The organism is Spiroplasma endosymbiont of Polydrusus cervinus, assembly GCF_964019755.1.
GTDB lineage: Bacteria > Bacillota_I > Bacilli_A > Mycoplasmatales > Mycoplasmataceae > Spiroplasma.
Genome location: NZ_OZ026469.1, coordinates 538,844 through 561,800, shown reverse-complemented (window position 1 = coordinate 561,800; position 22,957 = coordinate 538,844). Strand labels below are relative to the sequence as shown.

27 protein-coding genes and 2 pseudogenes are annotated in these 22,957 nt (G+C 26.0%); 13 read left to right on the top strand and 16 right to left on the bottom strand.

Translation table 4 applies throughout. The annotated features are described in order from the left end of the window. Positions 1 to 314 precede the first annotated feature (314 nt). Both AACK78_RS03525 and AACK78_RS03520 read left to right on the top strand, forming a co-directional pair. Positions 315 to 1,892 (top strand): ribosome-inactivating family protein, encoded by a 1,578-nt coding sequence (locus AACK78_RS03525; protein ID WP_338956472.1) that lies wholly within the window; start codon positions 315 to 317, stop codon positions 1,890 to 1,892. A 3-nt stretch (positions 1,893 to 1,895) separates the two neighbouring features. Next, entirely contained in the window at positions 1,896 to 2,417 is a 522-nt protein-coding gene (locus tag AACK78_RS03520; RefSeq protein ID WP_338956470.1) for a lipoprotein, read from the top strand. Positions 2,418 to 2,445: 28 nt separating this feature from the next. Here AACK78_RS03520 and AACK78_RS03515 read toward each other — a convergent pair whose 3' ends face one another. The 10 genes from AACK78_RS03515 to AACK78_RS03470 all read right to left on the bottom strand — a co-directional run bounded on the left by AACK78_RS03515 (position 2,446) and on the right by AACK78_RS03470 (position 9,679). Next, entirely contained in the window at positions 2,446 to 3,606 is a 1,161-nt protein-coding gene (locus AACK78_RS03515; protein ID WP_338956468.1) for a hypothetical protein, read from the bottom strand. 63 nt (positions 3,607 to 3,669) lie between these two features. Further along, the gene (locus AACK78_RS03510) at positions 3,670 to 4,005 is read right to left on the bottom strand and encodes a hypothetical protein (protein ID WP_338956467.1); all 336 of its coding nucleotides are present in this window, start codon (positions 4,003 to 4,005) and stop codon (positions 3,670 to 3,672) included. A gap of 462 nt (positions 4,006 to 4,467) precedes the next feature. Then, positions 4,468 to 4,614: a hypothetical protein gene (locus AACK78_RS03505; RefSeq protein WP_338955945.1), complete on the bottom strand. Its 147-nt coding sequence runs from the start codon at positions 4,612 to 4,614 to the stop codon at positions 4,468 to 4,470. Further along, positions 4,607 to 4,897 carry a hypothetical protein gene (locus AACK78_RS03500; protein WP_338956465.1) on the bottom strand — a complete coding sequence of 97 codons (291 nt, stop codon included), beginning with the start codon at positions 4,895 to 4,897 and terminating at the stop codon, positions 4,607 to 4,609. The genes AACK78_RS03505 and AACK78_RS03500 overlap by 8 nt, the downstream gene beginning before the upstream one ends. A 13-nt stretch (positions 4,898 to 4,910) precedes the next feature. Further along, complete coding sequence (locus AACK78_RS03495) at positions 4,911 to 5,036, bottom strand: hypothetical protein (RefSeq protein WP_338956463.1); 126 nt, start codon at positions 5,034 to 5,036, stop codon at positions 4,911 to 4,913. Positions 5,037 to 6,209: 1,173 nt separating this feature from the next. Beyond that, the gene (locus AACK78_RS03490) at positions 6,210 to 6,860 is read right to left on the bottom strand and encodes an ECF transporter S component (RefSeq protein ID WP_338956461.1); all 651 of its coding nucleotides are present in this window, start codon (positions 6,858 to 6,860) and stop codon (positions 6,210 to 6,212) included. Between the two features lie 44 nt (positions 6,861 to 6,904). Further along, positions 6,905 to 7,492, bottom strand: coding sequence for a hypoxanthine phosphoribosyltransferase (hpt, locus tag AACK78_RS03485; RefSeq protein ID WP_422396872.1), 588 nt, complete (start codon positions 7,490 to 7,492; stop codon positions 6,905 to 6,907). A gap of 246 nt (positions 7,493 to 7,738) precedes the next feature. Continuing rightward, complete coding sequence (locus tag AACK78_RS03480) at positions 7,739 to 8,023, bottom strand: hypothetical protein (protein ID WP_338956457.1); 285 nt, start codon at positions 8,021 to 8,023, stop codon at positions 7,739 to 7,741. 520 nt (positions 8,024 to 8,543) lie between these two features. Continuing rightward, on the bottom strand, positions 8,544 to 8,795 hold the full coding sequence (locus AACK78_RS03475) for a hypothetical protein (RefSeq protein ID WP_338956456.1): 252 nt from the start codon (positions 8,793 to 8,795) through the stop codon (positions 8,544 to 8,546). 473 nt (positions 8,796 to 9,268) lie between these two features. After that, entirely contained in the window at positions 9,269 to 9,679 is a 411-nt protein-coding gene (locus AACK78_RS03470; protein WP_338956454.1) for a hypothetical protein, read from the bottom strand. A 66-nt stretch (positions 9,680 to 9,745) separates the two neighbouring features. On the opposite strand from AACK78_RS03470, the pseudogene AACK78_RS07505 reads away from it, so the two are divergent. Then, positions 9,746 to 10,404, top strand: a pseudogene (locus tag AACK78_RS07505) (IS30 family transposase); the annotation flags it as partial. 38 nt (positions 10,405 to 10,442) lie between these two features. Here AACK78_RS07505 and AACK78_RS03455 read toward each other — a convergent pair. Then, entirely contained in the window at positions 10,443 to 11,039 is a 597-nt protein-coding gene (locus AACK78_RS03455; RefSeq protein WP_338956448.1) for a DDE-type integrase/transposase/recombinase, read from the bottom strand. A gap of 260 nt (positions 11,040 to 11,299) precedes the next feature. Beyond that, positions 11,300 to 11,563, bottom strand: a complete 264-nt coding sequence (locus AACK78_RS03450) for a hypothetical protein (RefSeq protein WP_338956310.1) — start codon at positions 11,561 to 11,563, stop codon at positions 11,300 to 11,302. A gap of 222 nt (positions 11,564 to 11,785) precedes the next feature. On the opposite strand from AACK78_RS03450, the pseudogene AACK78_RS03445 reads away from it, so the two are divergent. The 10 genes and pseudogenes from AACK78_RS03445 to AACK78_RS03400 all read left to right on the top strand — a co-directional run. Next, positions 11,786 to 12,073, top strand: a pseudogene (locus AACK78_RS03445) (IS30 family transposase); the annotation flags it as partial. Positions 12,074 to 12,459: 386 nt separating this feature from the next. After that, positions 12,460 to 13,161, top strand: coding sequence for a hypothetical protein (locus AACK78_RS03440; RefSeq protein ID WP_338956446.1), 702 nt, complete (start codon positions 12,460 to 12,462; stop codon positions 13,159 to 13,161). Between the two features lie 19 nt (positions 13,162 to 13,180). Further along, complete coding sequence (locus tag AACK78_RS03435) at positions 13,181 to 13,963, top strand: RNA methyltransferase (RefSeq protein ID WP_338956444.1); 783 nt, start codon at positions 13,181 to 13,183, stop codon at positions 13,961 to 13,963. Then, positions 13,963 to 14,562 carry a ribosome biogenesis GTP-binding protein YihA/YsxC gene (gene yihA / locus AACK78_RS03430; RefSeq protein WP_338956443.1) on the top strand — a complete coding sequence of 200 codons (600 nt, stop codon included), beginning with the start codon at positions 13,963 to 13,965 and terminating at the stop codon, positions 14,560 to 14,562. Before AACK78_RS03435 ends, yihA begins: the two co-directional genes overlap by 1 nt. Positions 14,563 to 14,690: 128 nt before the next feature. Then, positions 14,691 to 15,851, top strand: coding sequence for a hypothetical protein (locus AACK78_RS03425; RefSeq protein ID WP_338956441.1), 1,161 nt, complete (start codon positions 14,691 to 14,693; stop codon positions 15,849 to 15,851). 172 nt (positions 15,852 to 16,023) lie between these two features. Next, positions 16,024 to 16,329 (top strand): 50S ribosomal protein L31, encoded by a 306-nt coding sequence (gene rpmE / locus AACK78_RS07500; RefSeq protein WP_422396871.1) that lies wholly within the window; start codon positions 16,024 to 16,026, stop codon positions 16,327 to 16,329. Between the two features lie 74 nt (positions 16,330 to 16,403). After that, a complete protein-coding gene (locus AACK78_RS03415; protein WP_338956440.1) occupies positions 16,404 to 16,853 on the top strand; it encodes a hypothetical protein in 450 nt (149 codons plus the stop codon). Next, positions 16,829 to 17,233 (top strand): hypothetical protein, encoded by a 405-nt coding sequence (locus AACK78_RS03410; protein ID WP_338956439.1) that lies wholly within the window; start codon positions 16,829 to 16,831, stop codon positions 17,231 to 17,233. Before AACK78_RS03415 ends, AACK78_RS03410 begins: the two co-directional genes overlap by 25 nt. Positions 17,234 to 17,669: 436 nt before the next feature. Continuing rightward, a complete protein-coding gene (locus AACK78_RS03405; RefSeq protein WP_338956437.1) occupies positions 17,670 to 18,713 on the top strand; it encodes a rod shape-determining protein in 1,044 nt (347 codons plus the stop codon). Positions 18,714 to 18,767: 54 nt separating this feature from the next. Further along, on the top strand, positions 18,768 to 19,850 hold the full coding sequence (locus tag AACK78_RS03400; protein ID WP_338956435.1) for a rod shape-determining protein: 1,083 nt from the start codon (positions 18,768 to 18,770) through the stop codon (positions 19,848 to 19,850). 45 nt (positions 19,851 to 19,895) lie between these two features. On the opposite strand, the gene AACK78_RS03395 is transcribed toward AACK78_RS03400, so the two are convergent. The 4 genes from AACK78_RS03395 to AACK78_RS03380 all read right to left on the bottom strand — a co-directional run bounded on the left by AACK78_RS03395 (position 19,896) and on the right by AACK78_RS03380 (position 22,863). After that, positions 19,896 to 20,666, bottom strand: a complete 771-nt coding sequence (locus AACK78_RS03395; RefSeq protein ID WP_338956433.1) for a TatD family hydrolase — start codon at positions 20,664 to 20,666, stop codon at positions 19,896 to 19,898. A 9-nt stretch (positions 20,667 to 20,675) separates the two neighbouring features. Then, positions 20,676 to 22,025: a tRNA uridine-5-carboxymethylaminomethyl(34) synthesis GTPase MnmE gene (gene mnmE, locus AACK78_RS03390; protein ID WP_338956431.1), complete on the bottom strand. Its 1,350-nt coding sequence runs from the start codon at positions 22,023 to 22,025 to the stop codon at positions 20,676 to 20,678. A gap of 1 nt (position 22,026) precedes the next feature. Further along, positions 22,027 to 22,566 (bottom strand): hypothetical protein, encoded by a 540-nt coding sequence (locus tag AACK78_RS03385; protein ID WP_338956430.1) that lies wholly within the window; start codon positions 22,564 to 22,566, stop codon positions 22,027 to 22,029. 180 nt (positions 22,567 to 22,746) lie between these two features. After that, positions 22,747 to 22,863: a hypothetical protein gene (locus AACK78_RS03380; RefSeq protein WP_338956492.1), complete on the bottom strand. Its 117-nt coding sequence runs from the start codon at positions 22,861 to 22,863 to the stop codon at positions 22,747 to 22,749. Positions 22,864 to 22,957: the final 94 nt, after the last annotated feature.

The following is a 22,957-nucleotide window of genomic DNA, read 5'->3' as shown; positions in this document are numbered from 1 at the left end:
TTATAAGTTAAAAAAGATTTTGAGGTTCTTTCAAACAAATTTGGGAACCTTTATAAAATTCTTCGCTTAACGCTTAGAATTTTTCCCAAGTATTTTGAAAAGCGCGGCAAAAGTTTTTTTAAACTTTAAGTAATTTTTCGCAAAACTTATGGAAATCACCGCGAGCCCAGTTTAGTACAATATAATCACACAATAATAATCATTTAAATAATTTCCTTTCTAAAAATATACTCAAAAGTGCTTGTATATATATATATATATAATGTAAATAGATCTTGATAAAAAATTCAAGATAAGAAAGGAAATTATATAAAATGAAGAAACTTTTAAGTTTATTAAGTGTATTAACAATTAGTGGAAATGCTGTACCAACAACAATTGCCGCTAGTCCTTATCAAAAAGAAGAAAAATTAAATAATGATACTAATTTACAAACAAATAATTTAGAAACTTTAAATAGATATAAAAGACAAGCTCCAAATAAGAAAAAACAAAATGTATGTAATAAAAATATAGAAAATACTTTATTAAGATGGGATGGAAGATTACACATTAATAATAATGATTATCAAAATATGTCCTATCAATCTGGAATTTCAGCAATAATTGGTTTTTTATTACAACAAAATATAATTGAAAGAGTTTTTGATAATTCAGATGGTTCTGCAGAGCAACCTTATTCTATAAATAGAAATTTAGAAGGAAATAATTCTATTTATTTTGTTATTCCTGTAAATATTAATTATGATAATAATCAAAACATTGATTTAATTTTTAGAGCAAGAGACTTATATTTACAAGGTTTTACATATAATGAAACTTTTTATCATTTTTCTGATTCTACAATAACAAGTATTAATGGTCAAACTTCTAGAAACTTAAATTTTGATTCTAATTATAATTCTCTTATTAGTGGAAATCCACAAATTGGCTGGGCAAGTATAGTACAAGCTTTTAATGATTTAACAAACTATGGATCAGATGAAAGATACAGAAGAAACGATAATATAATTAGAGCTGCTTTATCTCGTGTTATTTTAGCAACATCGGAAACTTTAAGATTTAGAAGTATTTTTAATTTAATTTCAAATACTTTAATTCAAAATAATGGTATTATTTATTGAAATCATGATAATAATCAAACTAATATTCATAGTATAGTAACTAATTGAGACCATAATTCTATTAATTTTAGTACATTAGACAGGTTCGTTAATATTGACCCAGCAAGAAATATTGCAATTATTTCTTTGGGAGCAGCTTTATATTATTGAAACATTTGTAAAAATAGATATGGGAAAAGAGATATTAACAATTTACAAAAAGTTTGTAGTAATATTATTTTTACAGATTTAAATAATAATGAATATTGTCCTATTTTAGAAAAAATTATTTATTTTAATGATGATAAAAAATATATTGAATTTGAAACAAAATATACTAATTGAAAAAGTGATAATATTAATGATTTTCAACAAGGTCATTTTATAACAATTAATTTAGGAAAAGTTAATCCTAATGATTTTAAAAAAATTAGTTTTATAGGCGAAACATCAGTATATTCTTCTTGAGGTAATGATCGTTATTATGGTACAAATATCAATGATTATTTTTCAAATAAAGAATTAAAAAATATTTTTTTAAAAAATAAAAAAATTGTTTCTAATGAAAAGGCGTATCAATATGCAAATCATAATCTTGAAGACAAAGAAGATTCTTCTGGTTTTGCTTCGATAAAAATGAAACAATGAATTGGAATAACTTATTTTTTAGAAAATAATAATTGATATATTCAAATACTTTGTGCTCAAAAAGGAGATCCTGCCGCCTCTCTTTCTGGGGGTGCACTTTGAATGAAAATCGGCAATGGTATTAGATTATATAATGATTAAAATATGAAAAAAATATTAAGTTTTTTAGGAACTATCACTTTAATTGGAACAAGTACAACAAGTTTAATTGCTTGTAATAAACCACAACAATATACCTATACCGAAGAACAATTAAAAGAACTAAAAGATAAAAACAATATAAAAACAAAAGATGGTGCTTTAGAATGAATATCATCACAAGAAAAACAATTTAATAAGGTTGATAATAAATGATATTTTGCTGTTTGACGTGGTATTTATAAGAATAATATAACTGATTGAAGAATTATTAAATTTAAACACAATGAATTAAAAAATAAAACTGTAGATAGTTATGATACGTATAAATTAAATTTAATTTGAATTTGATACCCTTTTTCTTGGTGATATGATATTGGAATAGAAACTAAACAAGGGGGATTTAGTGCGTGATGATTTGAAACATACCCAAATATTAAATCTGTTTATCGCTGAGATGGTGATGGCGAACCAAATACACCAGAAATTGATTTTAAAACAGGAAAAATTATAAATCAAAATAATTAAAGAAGTTAAATATTTTATTAACTTCTTTTTATATTTCTAATGTAATCAATGATAATTTTTCGTTATTCTTATTAAATAGTTTTAAATTATTAATTTCAATTTGTTCTTTTTTTGGCAAATAAGAAAATATTACACTATTTGATTGTTTTAAAAAATCAGCAACCGCTTTATTTGAATAAGATTTTTCATCTTCAATACCATTTTTATATAAATATCATATATCATCTTCAATTAATATAAGATATGTATTTCTATCCTTAACTCCACTAACTTTGGTTCCAATAGGACAACTTTTAATTAATTCTAAATTTATATCTTTTCCTGCAATAATTTTTTCATTTGGTTTTTCAATAAAAATATTTATATCATAATTTCCATAACCTCATATTGCTGATATTTCAATTTGATTTAAAATATTAATGCTTTGTAAAAAAGATAATTTAACAAAGTTCTCATTTACGTGATTAATTAAATTTATTCATTTTAATTTAGAATAAAGACTATTTTTTATTGTAGAAAATAAATTTAATAATTTTTTTATTTTGTAATTAGAAACAATTAAATTAGTTAAATATTTACCATATTCACCATCAGATAATTTAATTTCTGCCGGAATAAGTGAAGATATATTATTTGTTTCTAATTCATTTGTCATTGATAATCAATTAAAATAATTGCTTTCTAATTGATAAATAGGATTTTCTGAAATATCTTTGTTTTTAACGGTTACTTTAATTTCATCATTATTGTTAATTATATTATTTTGATTTTTTAAATTTCAATCTGTAATTTTTACTGTTTTAAAATCAATTTCTGGTGTATTTGGTTCGCCATCACCATCTCAGCGATAAACAGATTTAATATTTGGGTATGTTTCAAATCATCACGCACTAAATCCCCCTTGTTTAGTTTCTATTCCAATATCATATCACCAAGAAAAAGGGTATCAAATTCAAATTAAATTTAATTTATACGTATCATAACTATCTACAGTTTTATTTTTTAATTCATTGTGTTTAAATTTAATAATTCTTCAATTAGTTATATTATTCTTATAAATACCGCGTCAAACAGCAAAATATCATTTATTATCTACTTGATTAAATACTTTATCATTTGCATAAACTTCTTTTCAATAATTTATAATAGGATTGTTACCACCATAAAATTCAAAATAAGATGAAAACAATTTAACATTGCAATCTTTAAATTCTCAATAACCCTCTTCTATTTTATTGGGAGTTGAAATTAATTAAAAATAATATGGAGCAATTAATTTAACATCATCATTATAACCTTTATTAATGGCGTATTTACTATATGTATAATTTGAAAGCATATAGATAATTTGCTTAAATGTTTTGACAGCATTTTCGTTAATAGATGTTGAATTATCTAATTTTCAGTTTTCAAATAAACCATCAATAACATCTTCGGATTTTTGTCCTTCAAATTTTTGACGTAATTCTGCTGCTTTATTGGTAGGATTACCTTTTTCATCATATTTTGCACCTTGAAATTTGCGATCATAATTATAACGATAAGTCAGATAATTTAATAAAACAATATTTAATTCTTTAACACCCAATAAACCTAAAATATCTTTTCCTTTTATATAATCTTTGGCAATACTTCATGGTAAAAAACTTTCGTTTGAATAAACTGTTGTTGTTTTAAATATTGAACTTGTATTAGGCTATTTTTAATTTAAATTTTATTATTTTGAAGTATTTTTTCTAAATTAATAATATTAACTCTAATTCGATTTAATTCATCTTTAAAATCTTTTATTAATTCTAATGGTTCTCTAAAAACAAAATCAATTTTACTAATAGCACTGGGTATATCTTTTAAATGTATATCTTGATAACCATTTAATGTATAATGATTAAGGTGACGATAGATAAACTCTGTTAATTCTTGACCATGATTATCAATTCAATTTTTAATTGGTAATGCTTTTAAACTTAATTTTTTAAAATCATTACCTTTAAATAAAATGGATAAGTAATATTTTTAATTTGATTATTTAATATTAAATCTGCCATTATTAAATTTCCTCTAATTGCATTTCTTCAATTAAATTATCAATATCTTCATAAGCACTCTCTTCTGAATGACATTCTTCTAATGCTATATTAAATAAATCTTCTTCTGTATAAACATAACCATCCTCATTTTTTCACATATTATTCATAATTTATCACCTCGTAATCTGCTTCTTCATCTTCTAAATAATCATCTATTAAACCTTTAACTTCATCAATTTCATATCATTTTAAATTTAAGTCAAAATCTGTTGACAATAAAACATTACCTATATATCTTTCTTCATTACCAAATTTAAGATATAAATTTAATTCTCAACTCATATCATAATCACTATCAATTTGTGCATAAATAATATCTTTATTACTAATTTTTAATGCTTTATTATTAATTCATTTTTCATTTAAGTAATCCCTAATACAATATGACATTTTCTTATTCCTCCTAATTCTTTTTATTGTTTAATGCTCAATGTTCATCAGTAATATCATCAAGTGATACAGGGTAACTTCTAAGCATTATTTGATTTAATTTATTAATTATGTATTTATTTAACTTTTTCTTTTTCATATATATCCCTTCGTTAAATTATTTTATTAATTGTTTTAATTCTCTTTTTTTAACTCGCTGGCACCCACTCCCAAGTGAAAGTACCAAAGCGAGAATTAGTTATATAATTAAGGTATTTATCTATTTACTTACTTCGCCGCCCGCTTCACTTTGAGGGTGAGCGGTTGCGGTATATTATTCAATAATCGACAGTTGTTTTTTATTGTTTACGTCAGATAATTCTCTCTCTTCATCCGCGCCATTTCAGGTCAAAACGTTCATTTTTTAAAATAAATTCACTAGCACCTTGAAAAGTCTGGTGCTGGCTTTGTGGTTTGTTTTAAACCGCTGTCACTTCTAAGAAGTAATATCTATCGCAAATTTATTTATAAAGTGATCATCTCAATATTTATTGTCGTTTGATGTTGGCCATACACTTATCACGACTATCGCTTAGTTAAATATAACCAGCGCCGATTTACATATTTCCTCATACACTATTTCAGTACTTGCCTCGGCTGGCTGTGGAAAATGAATTATTTAATCCATTTAGTACTTAATTATTAATAAATAACCGTTCCACACTACATTAAGTTGTTTTATAAAATTTAAGTTTAAAAGAACCAGTTTTATCATCAAAGATAATTTTTGAATTTTCTAAGCATTTATAAAACCGCTTTTGTTTTTTATCTTTTGTTCGATTTAATAAATCTTTATGTTTTTCACAAGTTCATAAAACTCTATTTGATACAAATTCTTCGGTAATGAACGATATTGTTTTATAGCAGTTATCAATATCGCAAATTTATTGTTGCTTATTAATTGCCATTACTTACTCCTTTCTTTATTAATTTTTTTATTTATTAGCAAATTAATTAACTAAAACAGAGAAAGGACAACACCGTAAAATAGAAGAAAAACAGTTACACTTTGTAAAGATTTCTAAGATTTTTAATAAATGTCTAACACAAATTAAATACGGTAACAAAAATTGTGATAAAAAGTTTCTATTTTAAAATTTAAGATGCTGTCCTTTCTCTGAATCAATTAATAATTTTTGTTTTATAAATAAAAAACAACTCTTTTTATTTAACAAGAGTTGTTTTTTGGAGCTTCATCGTACATGATGCCTTTTTTAATTTTCTAATAAAGAATGCAATCTTAATCATATTTTGAATAAAGTCAATTAATTTATTACATATAAAGGTTCTTTAAAGCGTATGCCACCGGAGGGAAAATTGCCATAGCTAATAACATTTCTGGTAAGTAATTAGTTGCTAAAATAATTCAAGTAAAAGCTTGAAAGAAAGCTTGTTGATCTGGCTTAGTATAAATTAAAGGACCAATAAAATACATAAATCCTAACACAAAAATAGTATTTAAAGTTGCCGCCGTAAAAGCAATAATAATATTATAAATTTTTAAATAATGACGCTGATATCAAGTTAACTCGGTAATCTCGTTAGAATAAATCTTTGTTTCAATTTTAACTGAAACTTTTGTTAATAAATAAGCTAAAACCCCAATACAAAGTCCCATTAAAACACGTGGAACAACGGAAAATAATGGATTAAGAAAAATAAAGTTAGTTATCCCTGGCGAAATAAGTGTTTGAATTAATGATGATAACCCAAAAATAAGGCCATAAATTAAACCTGCTCAAATTAAATTTAAATTCATTGTAATATATAAGGCATACATCCCAATTAAAAATAAAATATGCATTAATGTTAAACTAACTGGTCCAATAGTAATATAGCCTAAATAAGAAACTAGGACAAACAATAAAAAAATTGCAATAATAATACTATTAATTGTAATCATTCTTGTCGTTAGTTTTTTCATTTATTCCTCCAATAATTGATTCTTTTTATCATACATTTTTTAAGTTATCTTTTTGTTGTTCATTTTCAGTTTTTTATTTTATCCTGATTAGCAATCGCAATATATGGTAAATTTCGTAATCGTTCTTGGTAATCTAATCCAAAACCAATTAAAAAAGCCGGTGGAACATCAAACCCATACCAATCAGCAACTAAGTCTACTTTACGACCGGCTTTCTTATCTAATAAAGTAACAACTTTAACACTTCGTGCTCCTTTGAGATATAAGTAGTCTTTTATCATTTTAATTGTTTTACCACTATCAATAATATCTTCGACTAATAAAATATCACGATTTGTTATCGGCATTGGTAAATCAAGTAAAATTTGTGGTGTGTCATTGCTTTTAACCCCGCCAAAATAAGATGAAACAACCATATATTCAGTTTCACATTCAACGCCAACTAATTGAGGAATAAGTTTCGCCATAAAAGGTATACATCCTTTTAATAGACCTAAACATAAAATCGTATTATCTTGAGCTGGATGTTCATTAAAATAATAATGGCTAATTTTTTGACCTAATTCAAAACATTTTTGGTAAATTTCTTCAGTAGTAATTAAAACTTCTTTCACAAGGGGATGTATCTTCATTTTTCTGCCTCACTTATTAATAATCCAGTGTATACTGTAAAACTAAATCATAAAAAGTTAATAAAATTATAACAAATTAAAAATAAAAAACAATAATTACAAAAAATATTAAATTAAAAATATTGTTTTTAATATTTATTTTTAAAATGACGTCCTGTACGATGAACCGGCAAAAAAACAATTCTTGTGTGATGGAACGATGCCCAAAAAGTAGACATAAAATAAAAAACATTTGGTATTTACAATTTACACGTTTAAAATTAACTTTGGTTTATCATCTCTTATTAATGAAATAAATGCTTTTCCATTAAAAGTTATGCTATTATCTTCATTGATAATAATTTTATTTGGCAATAAATTATATTTTTGTAATATTTGCAGTGCTTCTTTAATTGATAATGTAACTATTTGCTCTTCATTATTATCATTAATTATTTTGGCAGTAATAGTTCCGGTAATTTTTTGTTTTAAATTTAATATAGATTCATATTTTCTTTCTCTGACTGAATAAAGAATTGTTAATTTTTTCATGGGGGGGGCAAGTTCTATTTCAACTTCTGGCTCATTAAATGGATATAAAATTATTTCTTATTCTTGTTTATTTGTGTTTGATAAATCAAAATTATTTGATAAAGTATGTGTTTTTATTTCATCTCGATAATTAATATTTACAAAGTCTACTAATTTATTTTCATTATCCATATTTAAAATTCAGCCATTTTTGTATTATCTTGCCCATTTTTATTTATTCCTTTTGTAACTTGAAACATAAATTTTAATTTCTGATTATACTCACATTTAGGTATTAAAAGTATTTTTATAATTGAAGAATTGTTTTTCCGTTCTTTTATAGTAAAACAAACACTTTTATAATTAACACCCCAATTTAAATCTTCGTTTCTTTTTGCTTCAATATTTCCAAAATTTAAATTATTAGTATTAATATAATTTATTTTTTTAAATTTTAAATTGGGATTCTCATCTCGAAATTTAAAAAATACTGCTTTTTTAATTAATTCATTTAAATTAACAATTTTATTTTGTTGATTAATTATATAATATATTTTATTATTTTTAGAAAAATATTTATTACTATTATTTTTTCTTTTACTATAGCTGAATTATTTGTTTTGTTAATAATTTCTAATTGTGAAATATCTAATTCAGGATTTAAATAATTTAATTCATTTAAAATTACACTATCAAAATTATTATTAATTTGTCCTAAATTATAATAATTAGGATCATATTCATAAAAATTTTTATCATCTGAACCAAAATATATTTTATTATTTAAAACCACCCCTGAAGATCAAAAAAATTCCGCTTTTTCTGTTTTAATAACAACTTTTTGTTGTTTTGTTACTGGATCATATTCATAAACATTATTATCTCCTGATCCAAAATATAATTTATTGTTGAAAACTACACCAGAAGAAGCAATTCAACCATTCGTTTTAATAATAACTTTTTATGATTTAGTTTTACAGTATACAGAATAGGATTATCTAAATTATATTGTTCATTATTATTTTCATCCGTTTATTTTTGATAAGATACCTTTAAAATTTTAGAACGAAACATTGAAATTCTTAAATTATTATATCTTTTATCTAATTCTTTATCAGTTAAGATTTTTTTCTTTGGTGTGGATCATTTTGTCTGTTCATACCGATATAATACCACTCCCTTTATTAACTTTCCCCATAATTTTATTACCATTCGCATAACCAACAAAAGATATGCGAATACAACTAGGAAAAAAATTTCGCCACCTTATTTAATATTTTTAGGTCAAACAACACCATTTTCATTATCAGGCCCTATATCAACCCCATATTTATCATATAAATAATTACATACATTAATTGTATCACCAAATGTAGTATCTTCGTGTGTGTTGGCGTATCGTCGTAAAATGTTTGACGAAGCATCGGTAAAATTGCAAGCATAAAATAAATTTTCTGCTAGGTGATTTCATGTTTTATTAGTGCCTCTTCCGGCTGAAACAAATTTAAAAAAACTTGGCAAAGTAAAATATCGAGCATAACTATCACCAACAAAATTTTTAAATATTTCTCAATCAAAACCAAAATTATAGTCACTAAAATTTAAATCATATTTTTTATTTAAATGTTCATAACTAATAATTCGTTTTTTGTTGTTAAATTTACTAAATTCTTGCATATTTATTAACCTCTTTATTTTATATATAATACATTATAAGAAAAAATGAAGGTAATTTGTATAAAAATAAAAAAATTTAAACATTTAATATTTGATGAACGAGATTTTTTAAGGATTTATTATTATCTGATACTTGTAAAAAGAAAAATGGCACGATTAATTTATCTGAAATAGCAAGACAAATGGGTCGCGGGATTAATACTGTTAAAAGAGAAATTAAGCGATTTAAAAATATACAAGATTATAAGCCATCAGATGCTCACAAAGATTATAAACAAAAGCGTAAAAAATGTATTAAAAAAATACCTGAATTTACAAAAGATCAGTTAGATTTTATTAAAACAAGATTTAATAAATACCACGATACACCCCAATAATTGATTTATCGTTATTTTATAAAATTTGGTGTTAAATTTCCTATTTGTGTTAAAGCTTTATATAAATTAATTCGTTTAGGAAAATTAGGGTTAAGAAAAGAAAATTTTCCTCATCGTGGTAAAAAATATAAAACAAAACAAAATGATAATCGTGGAAAATTAATTAATTTTAAATCAATATGAGATATTGAAAATAAAGAGACTGATGTTGGTTGATTTGAAATGGATACTGTTGTGGGAAAACACTACCAATCTAGTTGTTTGGTATTAGTTGAACAGTCAAGTAACAATTACTTTGCAGTGAAATTAAAAAATCATAGTGCTAGCGAAATTGTAACAAAATTTAAATAGACTGCCCCCTGTTTAGTAAGTATTAATAAAAAGGTTTACAAACTTTCATTTATTATATATTTTTCTTTTTGGTTTGAATATCATTTATTTCATTTTTTAACATCATTAATATATTCATTATGAGATTTATAATTTTTATTATGGATTGTTCCTTTTTTAAGTAATGAATGAAAACTTTCAATAATAATGTTGTCTGCACAATGATAATTTTTACCCATTGAAATTATAATTTTGTTATCTAAACATTTACTATTGTAATCTTTAGATGTATATTGATGTCTGTGATCTGAATGAATTGTTATTTTATTTAAATCTTTTTTTATTTTTTTAATTTTATTAATTGCATCATTTAAATTATCAATTACAAGTTTGTTATTATTAAATTTTGATCATTTTACATCAATAATTTCTTTAGTATATCCATCAAGTATTATTGATTGATAATGTTTTTTACCATTTCAAATTAAATAAGTTACATCAGTAAATAAAATTGAAAATCTTTCTTTAATATCATTAAAATTACGATTTACTAAATCAGGATATTTAATTATATTTTTATTTCTATTTTGTTTTATTAATATTTTTCTACGCATACGCTTTACATATTCAGCTTGAATATTATTTTCTTTCATAATTCGCAATACTTTCTTAGCATTATAAACAATGCCATAATCTTCTTTTAAATATTTGGTAATTCGACGATAACCAAATTGTTTTAAATTTTCTTCATAGACTTTTACAATATTTTTTAATGATTTGCTATCCTTACCATTACTTGAATAATTTTTATATTTATCTCAATAACTACGCTTTAAATCTGTTATATCAAGTAATAAATTTAGTGGATATTTATTAATGTTTTCTTTGATAAAAGATACAATTTTTCTTTTATTTAATTGTAAAAGTCATGAAGCTTTTTTAGTAATTCATACCTAACTTTGTAATAGTTTAAATCTCTTTTTTCAAATGATTCTTTTGGACCTTTATTGGTGTTTAAAATTCCTTTCTTAAAATTTTCATACCATGAAGCAACAGTTTTTTTATTAATTTGATATTTTTTTGCAATAAAACTTATACTATTATTTTTAACCTCTTGTACTATCATTTTTCGAAAATATGCTGTATATTTATTAAATTTTTGTCCTTTTATTGCCACATAAAAATGCACCCCCTATAAAAATTTAGCAAAGACTTTTTTTCTTTACTTACTTTTTTGGGTGCAGTCTATTAATAACAATATCTTTATCATACTTTTTTACTAACGACCGCAAAATTAAATATTGCTTTATTTGCATAATTTCAACCTCCTATAATTAACTTAAAAAGTTAACTATTAATTTAGTTAACTTTTTATAATTTGGTATTTACAATTTACAGGAAAATGAAAGGAATAATAACAGACCGCGGGAAAGAATTTAGTAAATGGAGAGAAATGGAAATATTTTCTGAAACACAAGTTTATTTTTGTGATCCTGGTAAACCACAACAAAAACCATTAATTGAACATATGAATGGCGAATTTAGATATTGACTTCCCAAGGGAACAGATTTTAATAATGTTAGTCAAAAAATGATAGATTGAGTAGTTAATGTTATAAATGATAAACTCCGACCGTGTTTGAATTGAATAAGTGCAAAAGCAATGTTTTTACAAAATATTAAATAAATTTATTAGTTTAAAATTAATAAATTATTTTTCAGTGTGCTTAAATATACTTAAAATAAAATAAAATAACAAAAATTTATTTTTTTTTGAGAAAATGGTTGTAATTTATTAAAAATATTTTATTATTAATTTAACAAGATATAAATTTGCCGTTTGTATCTACACAACGCCATTTTAAAAATAAATATTAAAAAAATATTTTTAATTTAATATTTTTTGTGATTATTGTTTTTTATTTTTAATTTGTTATAATTTTATTAGCTTTTTATGATTTATTTTTATAGTATACACAGTATACCATTTTTGAATTATGCCGCTACTTACTAAATTATCCAAGATAAAATGATAGATAGTAATTGATTTTAATTGTAAAGGAGGTTTCGTTTATGCCGTCATATTATACAGAGCAAATTTTAAAATTAAAGCAGCCAAGATTAAAAGCACCCTTAACGGAGTTAGAAATTAATCTTATTGTAAAAGCTTTTAAGCATTTAGTTTGTAAAGTTAAAAAAGATTCAGTTGTAATTAAACACCACAAATTTGGTTATGAAATTTTTCGTAGCAAAGCGGATGATAAGTATTGATCATATGCCGTTACTTTTACTGAACCTCTTAATCCATTAAAACCAATTTATAAACATCATTGAATTGGAAATGCTTTTATTGGTTATGGCTATGATACATTAGAAGTAACAATCGACCAAACTTTTAAAATGATGGAACAAGGACCAACTTCCCAAACCAATTTCCGCGATTATTTATCTAGTTGAGATGAAAAAAAAGAACGGATCTTTTTAACTTGAGAAGAAAAAGAATGACCTTTTGAAAAATATCAAAAGTTTCAACGATGATATGAAAAAAATAAGGTTAAAATTATGGCGAAACAAGTTGGGATTAAGGATGCTGAAGATTATAATAAAGAAGCTAGTAATAAAACTGCTTTAGCAGTTTTATTAGGGAAAATGCAAGACCCACCAAAACGCCCCCGGGCAATGGCTGTGGTAATGCGGGAAACAATGAAAACAAAACAAAAATGGGATGATCCCAAAACGAAAAAATATTTAGTTGGTTTTATGTATGTTAATTAAAAGAGAAAGAACAGGACCTATGGATTATCGCGAAATTAATTCGACCCAAAATGAACATATTAAATTATTAGCGAAATTAAAAGAAAAAAAATATCGGAAAGAGTTTAATTTAGCCTTAATTGAAGGTTGAAACATTATTGATGAAGCATTACAGCGTGGTCTTTTGGTTGAAATTTTAACAACAAAAACAAAGCACCTAAAATTAAAAAATCTGAAGGGTGTTTTATTAACAATATCTTCCGAGCCGATTTTAGCGAAATTAAGTCAAAGTAAAAACAGCCAAAATATTATTGGCGTAATTGATTTACAGAAACTTAGTCAACAAAATAATTTTGACTTTAGTCAAAATATTCTTTTATTAGAAAACATTCAAGATCCTGGTAATTTAGGGACATTAATCCGAACTGGCCTTGGTTTTGGTTTTACTAATATTATTTTATATAATCATTCTGTTGACCTTTTTAATGACAAAGTCTTACGGGCTAGTCAAGGCGCTATTTTTAAAACGGCTATTAAAGAAGTCAATTTAAATGAAATTAAAACATTACAATTAAAACAGTATAAAATAATTACAACGGGGTTAAAACAAGAAAGAATTTTGTTGCAAGATTGTCAGTTTAATCCAAATGAACACTATATATTAGCCTTAGGAAATGAAGGGCATGGTCTTTTAACCACTTTGCAAGCGATTAGTGATTATAATGTCCAAATTAAAATTAATCCTCAGTTTGAATCATTAAATGTTGCCCAAGCAGGAACAATTTTAATGTATGAAATTAATCGTCAGATGGAGGAGAAATAATGTTTAAGTTTAAGAATGCAAATTATATTACCTCAGCGGTTAATAAGGCGGGTTGAATTAATGATGATTTATTGGAAATTGCTTTTTTAGGGAAAAGTAATGTTGGTAAATCAAGTTTTTTAAATATGTTAATAAATCACCGTCAATTAGCAAAAGTTTCGCAAACGCCTGGAAAGACAAGAATGTTAAATTTTTTTGCAATTAATAATAATCAATTTCGCATTGTTGATGCTCCGGGCTATGGTTTTGCAAGAGTGAATGATCAACATAAGACTAGTTTTGCCAAAATGATGGAGGAATATTTAACACAACGTAATAATTTAAAATTTGTTTGTCTATTAGTTGACTTACGGCACCCACCAACACAAGATGATTATGAAATGTATCAGTATTTAAAACATTTTAATATTTTAACAGTTTTAATTGGAACAAAACTTGATAAGGTAAAAAAGAATGATATTCAAAAACAAGAAAAAATTATTAAAGCGAAATTAAATTTTGCTGATAGTGATTATTTTATTAAAACATCAAGTCGGAATAAAATTTCCCGCAATGAATGTTGAACATTATTTACAAAATTATTAAATTTTAATGAATAATATAAAATGGAAGGGATTAGAAAAATTATTAAAACTATTGCTATGTATACTGTAAAACTAAATTACCAATTTTGCTACTGCTTATTTAGCAAAAATTTATTAAAATAAAATTAAAGGAGAATAAAATAATGAAAAAATTAATGATAATTTTAACATCTTTTGCACTAACAGCCCCAATTGCTAGCACAATTACAGTGTGTCATAACATTGATAAAGGAGATGAAGGTACTGGGGTTCCAACTATTGCAGCTATTAAAGCAAATTTAAAGAAACAAGGTTATAATGTTGATAACTTGGATGTTGACTTAGCACCAGGTATGAAAAAAGCAACAATTCGTTTTATGCCGGATGCACCAAACCGTCCTTTTTTAACAAAAGAAATCAATTTAAAATGATCCACAAATGATATTAGTAAAATTATTACTTTTACTTCACTACCATATGAGAATGGTGAACAAAAAAATAACGTTAAGGTAAAATTAGAAGCAGCAGAAGTATTAATGGTTGTTAATAATTTAAATGGAATAAATTTTACTTTTGACGATGTTGATGTAAAATTTGATCAAGATAATACTCAACAATGAATAATTACCCCAAAAGTTGATGGTAACTTTACTGGATCAGCAGTTGAAATTGTTGATGAGCCAGTTACATTTCCAGAGGCATTCCCTTTGAGTAACGTAGGGGATATTTATATTACTGAGAAACTTTGGGCAGAATATCAAAATAAACCAACAGATGGAAAAGCGTCCATGACAGCAGCTATTATGGAATTTGTTGGGGATCGAAATCGTTTTGCTAATTTATATAAAACAGCAATGTTTAATGCAATGTTTAATGCAATTGTGAAAGGCGGAATTAAGTTAGAAATTAATGAAAACGGAGAAGGAATATTACAAATCAAGACTGAAGTTGAAGGTATTATTAATTTATCGACATTATCAGCTAATTTTAAAATTTATACAACACCGCGTAAGTTTTTAAATCAAGATAATGCAGATCCAACAGGAACGAAAGAAAATGTCGTTAAATTAGATAAGACTTATACAAAAGAAAATGAAGATGAACTTCGTTATGAACTTGTTACTAAATTATTAGGAAAAGAATTTGCTGATCAATATAACGCAATTTGATATGATGAAATTTTAGTAACTTTTACAAATAATGGAGCAGGAGCAATTGTTAGTGCTAAACCAGGTTCAAAAATTTTGGCTGTCTCTGATGCTTTAGCATCTGAAATGACATACGTTCCAAATTACAAATTAAATATTACTTTTTGTATACTGTAAAACTAAATCATAAAAAGTTAACTATTAATTTAGTTAACTTTTTATGATTTAGTTTTACAGTATACAAATTTGCAAAGATTATTTAATAATCTTTGTTTTTACTTAAATATGTGTTATCATTGTTTATGTGCAAATAATATGCAGTCATATTATTAAAAGTGAGGTGAGTTATATGGCAAGAGAAGGAATCCATACAAAATATTTTGATACTAAAATCATGTGTACAACTTGTGGAACAGATTACACAAGTGGTTCTACTAAAGGAGAAGAATTAAAAGTTGATACGTGTTCTTCATGCCATCCCTTCTATACCGGTAGTAAACAGTTTGCTAATGCAGCTGGCCGTGTTGAAAGATTTAAATCTAAATTTAATAAAAAAGAAGAGTTAGTAAAACAAACAGAAAAAGCATCAAGAGTACAAAAAGAACTTAACAAAAAAACAGTGAAACCAAAATCTGATAATCAAAAAGCAGAATAATTAGTGAACTGTATGCTGTAAAACTAAATCATAAAAAGTTAATAAAATTATAACTAATAAGAGGAGGATTCAAAATGTTTAATTTTAACAATGAAAAATTAAACCAGTTGGTTGTAAATTATATTAACTATACCGTTGACCTAAAACACGATGATGAGCAACAAAAAAATAAACTTGACAGTAGCATTTTATTTTATCAAATTGATACTCGTCAATTAAAAAATAGTATTAATGCTGTTATTAGTTCGCATCTAGCAACATCAGAACAATTTTCTAGAGCTGGAGAAATTATTGATGAATATTATACAGAAAAAACACCATTTATTTGATGTACAATTACGATTGACAATAATCAAGCGGAACGAACATTTTTTGAAAAAAATGGGTTAAATCATTTGCAAACAGGAACTGCCATGATGATGAATTTGAAAACTTTTACTACCAAAAATAAACAATTAGCAAATGAAAAATTTAATGAAATAACTGATCTTTCAGTGTTTTGCAACAAAAAAATGAAAAACTAACAACGACACTAAATCTTAAAATTATCACTGATGCTGAATTACCATTAAAGGATTTACCTACTTCGCAACCTAATTCCACATTAGATCAAGTTAACAATCTTTGTTACGCGGTAACATTAACTAAAGATGAAGCAACAATTGCAACTGGGATTCTCTTTTTTGAAGCAACAATTGGTGTAATTAGGGTCGTTGACAGTGAAGATAATTCTGAAGCAAAAGAAAAAATTTTAATTCATTTATTAAATGAAGCACAAAAAGCGAATTATGAAAATGTTGGGATTGTTGTCCCTCAAGAACAAGTTGCTTGATATCAAAAAATAGGTTTTGAAGCACAAGATTTATTTTTCAACACTTATGTATTGCATTGTTCACAAGAATAATGCAATTTTTATTTTAAAGTTAGAATCCAGTATGTAAATTGTAAATACCAAATCATAAAATGGGGAACAAAATGATAATCATGGAAAATTACTTAATATTAGAGATTATAACCAATTTTTAAATGATTATGGAAATGATTTAGTTTTACAGTATACAGATGAAGCAAAGCAACGAATTTAAAAATTAGTTAATAGTTTAATTAGAATTTTAACAATTATGTTACCTACTTTCGTAATTCCGCTAAGTATCAATACAAACAGGTATTAACCTAAGATACGAAATAATTTTTCAGAAAATGTAGGATTTATGTTATAATTAATAGGTATTGTATTCTCTGTCTGAAATTAAAATAGAGACTTGCAATTCATTTTACTGATTAATCAATTATATTAATCTAATTAATTAATTTAACAAGAAACAGGAGGACAAAATTACATGGTTTTATTTAATAGTGCAAAAAAACCGGCTTTCGTTTCAATGGATTTAGGAACTGCTAATACATTAGTATATGTTTCAGGTTCAGGAATCGTTTACAATGAACCCTCAATTGTCGCTTACAGAATTAAAGAAAACAGAATTATTGCTGTAGGAGCCGAAGCTTACAAAATGATCGGAAAAGGAAATAAGTCAATTCGTATTGTTAGACCAATGGTCGATGGAGTTATTACAGATATTCGTGCTACTGAAGCGCAATTAAGATATATCTTTACAAAACTACGTATTACAAAACAATTAAAACATTCAATTATGTTATTGGCTTGTCCATCAGTAATTACTGAATTAGAAAAAGCTGCTTTGAAAAAAATTGCAATGAACTTAGGAGCATCTAAAGTTTTCGTTGAAGAAGAAGTTAAAATGGCTGCTTTAGGTGGTGGGATTGATATTTACAAACCTGCTGGAAACCTAGTTATCGATATGGGGGGAGGAACAACAGATATTGCTGTTATGGCCTCAGGAGATATCGTATTATCAAAATCAGTTAAAGTTGCTGGAAACTACTTAAATGATGAAGCACAAAAATTCATTCGTTCACAATATGGTCTAGAAATTGGATCAAAAACTTCAGAACAAATTAAAATCGAAATTGGGTCATTATCAAAATACCCTGACGAAAGAAGAATGAAAGTTTACGGACGTGATGTTGTGTCAGGATTACCAAGAGAAATTGAAGTAACACCTGAAGAAATTAGAGAAGTATTAAAAGTACCAGTGTCAAGAATTATTGACTTGACAGTTCAAGTGTTAGAAGAAACACCACCAGAATTAGCTGGTGACATCTTCAGAAATGGAATTATATTCTGTGGTGGGGGAGCCTTAATTAAAGGAATTGACCGTTACTTTACAGATACATTACAATTACCATCAAAAATTGGAGAACAGCCATTATTAGCTGTTATTAATGGAACTAAAAAATTCGAATCAGACATCTTTGATATCTTAAGATTAGAATCAATGCATGTTAAAGAATTAAATTACTAGAAGAATCATTCATTTGATTATATATAGTTATTAACTTGTTAAGGAGGAAAAAACGTGAGACCAGAAACTAGACCATTTATTTCTCTTGACTTAGGAACTGCTAATGTCTTAGCATATGTTTCAGGACAAGGTGTAGTCTACAGTGAACCATCATTAATGGCTTATAACAATAAAACTAATAGTTTAATTGCTTTAGGAAAAGCTGCCTATGATATGGTAGGAAAAACACACGGAGATATCAGAATGGTAACACCATTAATAGATGGAGTTATCGCAGACATGGAAGCTGCACAAGATTTATTAAAACATATCTTTTCAAGAATGAAAATGATTAATATTTGAAAAAATGCTATTGTATTATTAGCATGTCCAAGTGGAGTTACTGAACTTGAAAGAGAAGCATTAAAAAATGTTGCTAAAGAAATGGGAGCTGAATTAGTTATCATCGAAGAAGAAGCTAAAATGGCCGCTTTAGGAGCAGGAATTAATATTGAATTACCTCAAGGACATTTAATCATTGATATTGGGGGAGGAACAAGTGATTTAGCTATTATTTCATCAGGTGATATTGTAGTTTCAAAATCAATTAAAGTTGCCGGAAACTATTTTGATGATGATATTCGTAAATACATTCGCTCAGAATATAATATTGCTATTGGGCAAAAAACAGCTGAAGATGTTAAAAAATTAATTGGTTCATTAGTTAAATACCATAACGAAAGATCAATGCAAATCTACGGACGTGATATTATTTCAGGATTACCAAAAGAAGCAAAAATCTCTTCAGAAGAAATAAGAAATGTTTTATTAAATGCATTTTCTAAAATTACAGACTTATTAATTGAATTATTAGAAAATACACCACCAGAATTAGCTGGGGATATTATGAGAAATGGAATTACAGTTTGTGGCGGAGGAGCTTTAATTAGAAATATTGATAAATATTTCTTTGATATCTTCCAATTACCAACTAAAACAGCTTCAGATCCATTAAATTGTGTTATTGAAGGAACAAAAATCTTCGAAAAAACAATTAAGAAAAACATCGAAAATGGTTTATATAATTTCCAAGAAAAAGGATTATTATCATCATTAGGTAAAAAGAAAATAAATTGAAACAAAAAAATATTAGGTTAACCTAATATTTTTTTGTTTCAATTTTTAATATTTTGAATTGAAAAATTAATCAAGTTTAAATAGTTTTCGAGCATTTTTATTAGTAATACGGATCATTTCCTCAACTGGAATATTCTTTAATTCTGCCAACTTTTTAACTGTATACATAATAAATTTAGGATAATTCTTTTTCCCGCGGTATGGATCGGGGGTTAAATATGGTGCATCAGTTTCCACTAAAATTTTATTTAATGGAACCATTTTTACAACTTCCCGTAATTGCTCGGCATTTTTAAAAGTAATATTACCAGCAAATGAAAGATAAAATCCTAAATCTAAAAATTTTTGTGCCATTTCCATTGATCCACTATAACAATGCATTAAACCTTGTGTTATTTTTTGTTCTTTTAATATTTCATAACAATCATCGTATGCATCACGGCAATGAATTGCAAGCGGAAGCTTATGTTCTTTCGCTAATTCAATTTGTTTAATAAATCAATGCTTTTGCAAATCTGAAGAAACAGTTTTATGAAAATAATCTAAACCAACTTCGCCAACCGCAATTACTTTATCACTATTTAATAACTGATCTAATTTTTCTAAATCTGAAACACCATATTTAGCAACATCAGTTGGATGAAAACCAATTGTTGTAAAAACATTGTCATACTGCAGGGCATGACGTACTGCTGCTTGACTAGAATCTAAATCATATCCAACGTTATTAAGTCAATATACGCCACTAATTTTAGCGTCAGCAATTATTGCTGATGTTTCTTCATTTTCATATTCATGGGACATTAAATGACAATGTGTATCAAAGATTCCTTGCATATTTTCCTCCTATTTTCCTAGGCAATACTTATTAAAAATTGTTGTTAATAAGTCATCTTCATAGTTTTCACCTAGAATATCACCCAATATTTCTCAAGCCTCATGTAAGTCGACATTAATAATATCAACCGGAAATCCACTCGTATTATTATTATATGCATTTTTTATTGAATTTGCTACCTTCTCTAATAAAGAAATTTGTTTTATATTTGATAAAACTAGTTGATCATCTTTTGTAATCTGAGCTGTATTATATAAATTTAAAACTTTGTCAATTAATGCTTTAATATCCCGCTTTAACGCTGAAATAAGAAGAATATTTTGCTCTAACTTCTCAGTTTGAGCTTGTGGAACAAGTAAATCACTTTTATTTAAAACTAACAAGTACTCCTTATCTTTAATTAATTCTTTAAGATCTGGATTTAAATTAATTAAATCCGCATAATTATCCGCAACAATTAAAATTAAATCCGCATTAATAGCTTGTTGGCGGGCTTTATCAATTCCAATTTGTTCAATTTTATCAACTGTTTCACGTAACCCAGCAGTATCAATAATATTTAATGTTAAGGCCCCCAAATTAATTTTTCCCTCAACAATATCTCTTGTTGTTCCTGGTAAATCCGAAACAATCGCTTTATCCTCGTTCATTAAGGCATTTAATAATGATGACTTTCCAACATTTGGTTTCCCTAAAATTAAAACATTAATTCCATCATTAATCATTTTCCCAACTTTACTAATATTAACTAAATCATTAATCTTTTGTTTTAACCCTAATAACTGTTGGTTTAATTCTTGCGTTGTCAAATCACCAATGCCATCATATTCAGGATAATCAATATTTACTTCAATATTAGCAATAATATCTAATAACTCATCACGATAAGTACTGATTAAGTGCGTATTTTTATTTTGTAAATTGTTTAAAGCAATTTTTGCACTAGCATCATTTGTTGCATTGATTAAATTATTAATAGCATCCGTTTGAATTAAATTAAGCTTACCATTCAAAAATACTCGTTGAGAAAATTCACCTCTGTTTGCTAAGCGCGCACCATTTTTTAACAATAACTTAATAATATTGTTTGTAACTAATACACCCCCATGACAGTTTATTTCAATAATATCTTCCCCAGTAAAAGAATTAGGCTTTTCAAAACAAACTAAAATAACCTGGTCAATAATTTCGTTACCATCTTTTAAATAACCATAACAAACTTGATTACCATGGGGAGTAACCTTTTTTGAAAAAATTTTATTAATAATTTTATAACTATCACTTCCCGACATACGAATAATGGCAATTGCTTGTTTAACCATTGCAGTTGCTGGGGCAATTATTGTATCTTCAAACATTTTATAAAACTCCTTTTTTACCTGTATAATGTAAAACATCCTGACGATATTGTTTATTAATTTCTTTAATTAGTTTACTTGCTGCTGTTTCAATTGGGAAAGTTCCTAACGAATCAAAGGAGACTTGTTCTTTTAAATCATATTTATTAATGATTCCTCGTAAGCCAAAGCCAATTAACCGGATTGGATAACCCGTTCAAAATTGATCAAATAACATAATGGTGATTGAATAAATATCATCAACTAGGTTTGTATACTTTTGGATTGTTTGTTGTTTTATAAAGCGTTGACAATTATTATTTTTTAGGGTAACATAAACGACATTGCCGAGCATTGTTCATTTATGAGCTCGTTGACTAACATGCTTCTCTAATAAATAAATTTTATTTTTAATATCTTCATAATCAATTAAATCATATTCAAAGGTTGTTTCATTTCCAATTTGTTTTAATTGATTATTACCACCAACATTAGCTCGTTCCACAAAAGCTTGAGCGGGTTTCCCTAAAATTGTTTCTAATAAGGTGATATCTTCAAACACAGCTAAGCCCTTAATAGTATGAATCCCAATCGCATTTAAGCATTGGGTTTATTGTTTGCCAATTCCAAATAATTTATTAACTGGTAATGGTTGTACTAGATCAGGAACATCTTCCGGACGGATTAAAGTATAATACCCAGTGGTTTTTGCATATCACTAGCAATTCTAGCTAACGATTTATTATAAGTCAAGTGCTAATTGTTGCGCTGAACCATATTTTAAATAAATATCAGTAACATCAATATAACATTCATCGATTGATGAAACTTCAATTTGATCAGTATAATGCACACTAATAAAGTCAAAAAGCTTTTGGGCAAAGTCAACATATAACCCAAAATCCTGTTTAATAATTTCTCTAAGTCATGGAAAATTTCTTTCGCTTGATATA